This is a genomic window from Micromonospora sp. NPDC049374 (genome assembly GCF_040677165.1).
GTDB lineage: Bacteria > Actinomycetota > Actinomycetes > Mycobacteriales > Micromonosporaceae > Micromonospora.
This window is the reverse complement of sequence record NZ_JBFAQH010000008.1, coordinates 269,134-276,340: the sequence shown is the minus strand read 5'-3', so window position 1 is coordinate 276,340 and position 7,207 is coordinate 269,134. Positions and strand designations below refer to the sequence as shown.

Genomic DNA, 7,207 nt, shown 5'->3' with positions numbered 1-7,207 from the left:
GACCCGCAACACCCAGCACGCTCTTACGCAGCATCGAGTTCATGACAAAGCTCCAATTCGGGGGTCGACGCACACCCACACCGAAGGGGGATCGGTCAGGCGCACGCAAGCACCAAAAGGGCGCTCAAAAACAAGGGGGAAATCATCCGGCACGCGGGGCCAAAGGCCGCTGCACGTCGCCGGGACCATGTCCAACGACCGGCGGCCCACCAACATTCCCGGGCCACACCCACCCACCGTGCGGCAGGCGGTCTTCCTCGGTCGCTCACCCGTCTACAACCACCCCGACCCGCCACCCATTCCACCCCGAGCCCCACCCCCGAACCCGACACCAACCCCAAACCCCCACAACCAGCCGTTGATCATGAGGTTAGCGGCACGATTGGAGATCAAACACGCCGTCAACCTCATGATCAACGGGGTTCAGCCCGGGGGTTCAGCCCGGGGGTTCAGCCCGGGGTTCAGCCCGGGGTTCAGCCCGGGGGTTCACCTACACACCCACCCGGGCACGGCAGCCCACAACCCCAGCAGCCGGACACGGCGCACCCCGACGGCCCCTTCCGCGACGCGTGTGGCGTCCGGGGGAACACGGGACGGCAACGAGGATTTCTCATTTTCACCGGATCGGGTCTCAAGGCCACCTAGTGTTGGGCACACCGGTGCTAGTCACGGAGTTGGCCACCCGAACGACGTCCCACGCAGTCAGCGGACGAAAAGTGAGGGAAGACGCGTATGAAGGCAAGAAGAGTTCTCATACCGGCTGCAGGCGGCATCGCTCTCGGCGCGCTGTTGCTGCCCGGCACCGCGCTGGCCGACACGACCGTGTCGCCGTCCACCACGCCGGTCGGCGGAACCGTCGTACTGACCGCGACGGGCTGCAACCCGAAATCAGGCGACGCGATCTTCCGCGTCACCGGGCCTGACCGCGACCAGAATGTTCGCTCCACCACGGCAGCCGCGGGCGGCGGGTTGAGCGCGGAGCTGTTCACCGCCGGGTTCACCCTCGGCACCTACACGGTGGCCGCCACCTGCGGCGACGGTACGGCCGACGGCAGCGCGACCTTCACGGTCACCCCGATCGGCGGTGCCGAGGCCGGCGGCCGTGGCGGCGACGACGGTGCCGGGACGGTGGCCACCGGCGCCACCCTGCTGGCCACCGCGCTCGGCGGTGCCGTCATTCTGGCCCGGCGGCGTCGTCACGCCGTCACCGCCGCGACCCACTGATCCACGGCCCACCCCATCCCATCCTGCGACGGGTGCCCGTACCGTGCTCGACGGTACGGGCACCCGAGGTGGCACCGGCAGACGGAGTCGAGCCCCACGCCCCCGCTCCGCGCGGGCACCGCGAACGGAGGTTCCCGTGCGGGCGTACCAGCTGAGCCGGTTCCTGGTCGCGGCGCTGGCGGTGGTCGGCCTCGCGCTGGTCGGCGCGGGTGTGACGCAGCTACCGGCGCGACCACCGCAACCGGACGGTGCGGCGGCGCCGCACCCGACGATGCCCGTGCCGCGCCTGCCACCGCTGCCCCGGGCCGCCCCGGTCGAGGTACGCATCTCCGCCATCGACATCCGGGCACCGCTGATCTCCGTGGCCGCCGACGCCGCCGGGGCGTTGGAGGTGCCGCCGCTGGACCGACCGGGCGTGGCGGGCTGGTACCGCCCCGGAGTAAGCCCCGGCGAAACCGGTAACGCGGTGCTGGTGGGTCACGTGGACTCCCCCGCCGGGCCGGCCGTCTTCTTCCGCCTGGGACAGCTGCGTCCCGGAGACACCATCGAGATCGTCCGGACCGACGCCCGGGTGGTGCGCTTCGCCGTGTACGGCGTCGTGGCGTATCCGAAGGATCGGTTCCCCACCGACCTGGTCTACGGCCCGGGCGACACGGCCGGACTCCGCCTGATCACCTGCGGCGGCCGGTTCGACCGGGACACCGGCGAGTACGTCGACAACGTCATCGTGTTCGCCACCCGGGCGGCGTGAGCCCGCGTTTGACCGTCGAGGCGGCGGGAAGACCCGTCGCCCACGGCAGATTCGCAAGGAGCGACGATGGCGCAGGCAGCACGGGCCAGCAAGCGGACCGGCGCGGACAAGGGCGGCCCGCCGCCGCGGAAGGTGGCGGCGAAGAAGGCGGCCACGGCGGCGAAGCGGGCCACCGGGGCCACCGCCGCGAAGACGCCCGATACGAAGCCCACCCCGACGAGTTCCCGCGTCGCCCGTAAGAAGGCCGTCTCCGCCACCGCCACCCCGGCCCGCCGGCCCACCGCGAAGACGACAGCGGCGAAGAAGTCCGCTCCGGTCAAGAAGGCACCCGCGAAGAAGGCGACGGCGGCGAGAGCGTCCGGCGCGACGGCACCGGCAAGGAAGGCCACGGGTACGAAGCGGGCACCGACCAGGAAAACCTCCGCCTCCCAGGCCGCCGCATCCCGGTCCCGCTCCGCCAGCCCGGCACCGGCGAAGCGGTCCGCCACGATGGAGTCGTTCGGCAACCGTCGGGGCGCCCGTACCGGATCCCGCTGACCGGCACGCCAGCGGCCGGTGGGCAGTCGCGCCGACGTGGGACAGTGAGGCCGCCCCGGTGGCCGTGGCCGACGCCGCGACCGGAAGGATGGCGACGTGGCCAAGCGAGACAGACGAACGGCCGGCGGGGCCGGGGTGACCGGGACGTGCCCGTGCGGGCAGGGCCTGCCATACGCGGACTGCTGCGGACGGCTGCACCGGGGCGAGACCGACGCGCCCACGGCCGAGACGCTGATGCGGTCCCGGTACGCGGCCTTCGCCGTCGGCGACCCGGACTACCTGATGCGCAGCTGGCACTCCCGCACCCGGCCCCCACGGCTGCACCTCGACCCCGCCCAGCGCTGGACCCGGCTGGAGGTGCTCGACACCGACGGCGGTGGCCTGTTCGACAGCGTCGGCACCGTGACGTTCCGAGCCCACTACGAAGAGGGACGCGAGCCGGGCACGGTGACCGAACGCAGCCGCTTTGTCCGTGAGGACGGCCGTTGGGTCTACCTGGACGACGACCTCGGCTGAAGCTGGTCACCGCCCGGGGTCACCCCTACCGGCGCGCGCGGGCTCCGGTCGCCGATCGGCCCTATCGCCACCGCCGCCGCGATCAGCAGGTACGGCACCGCGGCGACCGCGAACGCCACCGGGTTGCCCGCCGCAGTGGCGACCAGACCGTACCCGGCGTACACGACGATGATCGTCAGGTCGGTGCCCATGCCGGCCAGTGAGGTGACGGTGGCCCGCCCCGGCCCAGCGATGCGGGCCTGTAGGCGCGCGTCGGCCAGCACCGAGGCCAGTTGCAGGCCGCAGAACGCCACCGCCACCAGACCGAACGCGGCCGGGTGACCCGACAGTGCGCCTGCGGCCAGGGCCAGCGCCGAGCCGGCAAGCAGCAGCGCGTAGCCACGGCTGCCGAACCGTTGACCGATCGGGGCGAGCAGACCGCCGACGATCTGCCCGACCGTGACGACCAGGAGCAGCAGCGGCACCGTGGTCAACGCGACGCCGGTGTCACGGGCCAGCAGCGGCGTGTACTCGTCCAGTGCGCCCCAGACGGCACCGACCCCGGCGACGAGCAGCACCGCCCGGCGCACCGGCCGGTTGCCACGGGCCTCGGCCACTCCCGCGCGCAGCCCCTGCCACCAGCCGAGTTCGTCCGCGTCCGGGTCGGCCACCGCCGCCCCGGTGTCCGCCGACCCGCTGCCCACGGTTGGGGCCGCCCGACCCACGGCAGGCACGGCGCGGTCGACGTCGAGGCCAACCGACGCGGCGCGATCGACGCCACGCGGCGCAGCGCGATCGACGCCACGCGGCACGGCAGGATCGACGTCGAGGCCACCCGGCGGGGCGGAGGCGACGCCGGCCGGGCCGGTGTCCGTGCCTGTGGCCCGGCGGTGTTCGGGGAAGCGGACGGCGACGGCCGCGGCGAGCAAACAGGCTGCGACGCTGGCCGCGCCAACCGCCGGGTAGCCGCCGAACCCGAGCACCGGAGCGGCCAGCACGATCGACGCCAGCACCCCGACGGTGCCGGCGGTGCGCGCCCGGCCGATGACGCGGGCGTACCGGTCGGCGGCACCGAGCCGGTCGAGTTCGTCGAAGACCAGGGCCTCCGCCGCGCCGGAGGCGAGCGCGCCGCCGGCTCCCCAGAGGACGAACCCGGCGGCAAACGCCGGATAGGACGGTGCGAGGGTCCAGAGGGCGAACCCGGCGGCGGTGCACAGCGGCGCGAGGCAGAGCATTCGCCGCCGGGAGGTCGCGTCGGCCCAGGCGCCGGACGGCACCTCCAGCGCGATGCTGGCCAACGACCAGATGACGAACAGCGAGGAGATCTGCCCGACCGACAGGCCGGTGTCGGCGAAGAGCAGCGCGTACACCGGGTAGAGCAGCACCAGGTCGGTGAGGAACGCGTACGCGTAGAGCGTGCCGGCCAGGCGGCGGGCACGCGGCGAGGTCGGGGTCATCGGGGCCTTTCAGGTGGGACGGATCACGGACGCCGGTGTCACGGCGCCCGTGGCGGCCCACGGCCTCGGATGACGGATCAATGTCGCCAGGTCATGACGCTGATGCTAACGCCTCACGCGGCGCATTCGCACTGGTGTTGCGGGCGGCGGACTGCTCGGGCGGAACGGGACCGCCATCGGTCCCGTTCCGCCCGTCGTTCAACGCTGCTCGCCGGCCTTCGGCAGCACGATTGTCGAGTCGCTGTCGGCGGAGTCGCGCTGTGCCGGCAGCTGCGGCGGGTTCGGGGTGACCACCTGGGTGGTGTCCGGGTCGCTCTCCGGCGACGCCGAGGACGTCGGCCCGGGCCGCGTCGGATCCTGGCGCGGTAGCGGCGTGGTCGCGTCGGGATCGATGGCGGGTCCGGTGACGACCTGGGTCGCCTCCGGGTCGTCACCGGCCGACGCGCCGGTGGAGGTGGGCGCTGTGGGGCCAGCGGGTTCTGCGTTTACCGGGTGGGAGGTGCTGGGCGTGGCGACGTCCGACGGGTAGGTGGGCGCGCCGGCGGTAGGGTCGGCGAGATTCTCGTCGCTGTCGCGGCGGCCGGCGGAGTAGGCCCGGGCGTGCTCGGCGATGGTCCGCGACTCCTGCTCGGCCCGGGCGAGCCAGGACTCCCAGCGGCTCTGCATCGGACGCACCAGTCCCCCACCGACTCCGACCACCAGGATGCCGCCGATGGTGGCCAGCACGGCGATCAGCACCGGCGTGGTCACCGCGGTGGCGACCCCGATCTGGTTGAGCGCGGCGATGATGCCGAGACCGAGAATGAACGCCGAGGCGACGGTGGCCAGCAGCCGGCCGTAGGACAACCCGCCGAGCGCGCCGGAGATGATGTCCTTCACCGCACTGGCGATGGCGGCGGCGACCACCACGATGACGATCGCCACGAAGGCACGGGGCAGCCAGGCGATGACCCCGCCGATCAGGTCGGAGATCGGGTTCGGCCCCCAGACCCCGAAGGCCAGGTAGAGGGTGAGCAGCAGGATCCCGTAGTACGCGAGCCGGGCGACGATGTCACTGGCGTCGTAGCGGGATCGGGCCAGGGCTCGGCGGATCCCGCCGCGTTCGACCGCACGGTCGAAGCCGACCCGTTCGAGCAGCCGGTTCACCAGCTTCAGCGCTGCCTTGGCCAGCAGCCAGCCGACAACCAGGATCGCCACGAAGGCGAGCGCCTTGGGCAGGAAGAGAAGTATCGAGCGGAGGGTGTCCCCCACCGCGTCACCGAAGTCGTCTCGCATCGGATGGTCCTCCACAGGGGCAGGTGGTTCGTCCGGCCCGACCTACCCGCCCGCCCCTGCACAGAAACCCCGCCCCTCAGCAGAGCCCGCCCAGATCTGTGGCAGGAAAGGTGGCCGGTGGTCGGCGTGTCGAGCGCCAAAGCTGCCACGCATCGGACGAGGTGACTGCGGCCACCACGAGCGCTCCGGCCCAGGACGGCAGTCCTGGGCCGGAGCGGGTGGGACGGTTGTGGAACTGGTCGATCAGACGAAGTTCACGTCACTGCACCACATGTACGCCTGGTCGAGGTGCGAAGCCTGCCAGATGACGAAGACGATGTGGCGTCCGGTGTAGCCGGAGGTCGAGACGTTGAACGAGATGTTCTGCGCGGGCGCGTACCTGCCGGTCTGCGTGATGAAGTCGAGGTTGCCCCAGCCGAGCTGCTGGGTGGTGGGGTCGAACCCCTGCTTGCTGACGTAGACGCGGAAGAAGTCGGCGCCGTGGCTGGCCTGGTCGTACAGCTGGACCGTGAAGTTGCGGCTCACGTTGGTCGTGCGCCACGCACCAGGCTGGTTCAGGCTGTTGTTCCTGGACAGCCCGTTGCTGCACAGCTGCCCGTCGGGGGTGCGGCCCTGGAAGTTGCCGCCCAGACCGTCCCGCAGCGCGCTCATCCAGTTCCACATGGTGTCGGGGTTGGCCTGGAACGCCTGCCAACACATCGGGTCCTGCTGCTGCATGGCCGGGTTGGTGTGCTGGCTGCCCCAGCTCTGCCAGCACTGGTAGGCGCGGGAGGCCGGGTTGATGATGGTGCCGTGGGCTTGGGCCGGGGTGGCCCAGGGCAGCACGCCAACGATCATCGCGAGTAGCACGGCAAACACCCGAAGGGGCTGGCGGACGGCTGACCGGGACCGTCCGCCGCTCTGATCAGGCCTGCGTGAACGCATGTGCGTCCTCCGTTCCTCGGTGGTGTCGGTGGATGGGAGCGCTTCCAACGCCAGACAAGCATCGAGTCGCATAAATGTCAACAATGATCTTAATTGGTGCCACTGTGTCCCGAGCCGGCCCGAGTCACCGTGAAGGGCACCAATGCCCCATCTGTGCTGCGACGATGACCCACTCCGCCACCCATCCGATCACCCGAACGACGTCCCGGATCGAAACTTTCGGTTGTTGACGGCCCGCGATTCATAGTACGAGAGCGCCGTCAGGCCGGCTCGTTCCAGAGGCGGATGTCGGTGTGGCCGGCAGAGGTCGTCAAGTCGCGTCCGCAGCGAGCAGCGGCAACCGCTCGGCGGCGGCGCTGCCCGATTCCACAGCGCTGCCCGATTCCACAGCGCTGCCCGATTCCACAGCGCTGCCCGATTCCACAGCGCTGCCCGATTCCACAGCGCTGCCCGGTTCCACAGCGCTGCCCGGTTCCACGGCGTAGGCGATCAGGATGGGGCCGCTGCATCCCGGGGGCGGGTAGGCGTCCCAGCCCCAGACGCA

General features: G+C 71.5%; 6 protein-coding genes and 1 pseudogene. 4 read left to right on the top strand and 3 right to left on the bottom strand.

Annotated features, from left to right (window positions below):
* The first annotated feature begins 732 nt into the window (after positions 1-732).
* From AB0J93_RS16320 to AB0J93_RS16305, 4 genes are all read left to right on the top strand, one after another.
* Entirely contained in the window at positions 733-1,224 is a 492-nt protein-coding gene (locus AB0J93_RS16320) for a hypothetical protein (protein WP_363922534.1), read from the top strand.
* Between the two features lie 136 nt (positions 1,225-1,360).
* Positions 1,361-1,975 carry a class F sortase gene (locus tag AB0J93_RS16315; RefSeq protein WP_363922532.1) on the top strand — a complete coding sequence of 205 codons (615 nt, stop codon included), beginning with the start codon at positions 1,361-1,363 and terminating at the stop codon, positions 1,973-1,975.
* Between the two features lie 66 nt (positions 1,976-2,041).
* Entirely contained in the window at positions 2,042-2,512 is a 471-nt protein-coding gene (locus tag AB0J93_RS16310) for a hypothetical protein (RefSeq protein WP_363922530.1), read from the top strand.
* Positions 2,513-2,608: 96 nt separating this feature from the next.
* Entirely contained in the window at positions 2,609-3,028 is a 420-nt protein-coding gene (locus AB0J93_RS16305; RefSeq protein WP_363922528.1) for a YchJ family metal-binding protein, read from the top strand.
* On the opposite strand, the gene AB0J93_RS16300 is transcribed toward AB0J93_RS16305, so the two are convergent.
* From AB0J93_RS16300 to AB0J93_RS16290, 3 genes and pseudogenes are all read right to left on the bottom strand, one after another.
* The gene (locus AB0J93_RS16300) at positions 3,004-4,464 is read right to left on the bottom strand and encodes an MFS transporter (protein ID WP_363922526.1); all 1,461 of its coding nucleotides are present in this window, start codon (positions 4,462-4,464) and stop codon (positions 3,004-3,006) included. The genes AB0J93_RS16305 and AB0J93_RS16300 overlap by 25 nt on opposite strands.
* A gap of 543 nt (positions 4,465-5,007) precedes the next feature.
* Positions 5,008-5,739, bottom strand: a pseudogene (locus AB0J93_RS16295) (hypothetical protein); the annotation flags it as partial.
* Positions 5,740-5,982: 243 nt separating this feature from the next.
* The gene (locus AB0J93_RS16290) at positions 5,983-6,588 is read right to left on the bottom strand and encodes a lytic polysaccharide monooxygenase (protein ID WP_363922524.1); all 606 of its coding nucleotides are present in this window, start codon (positions 6,586-6,588) and stop codon (positions 5,983-5,985) included.
* Positions 6,589-7,207: the final 619 nt, after the last annotated feature.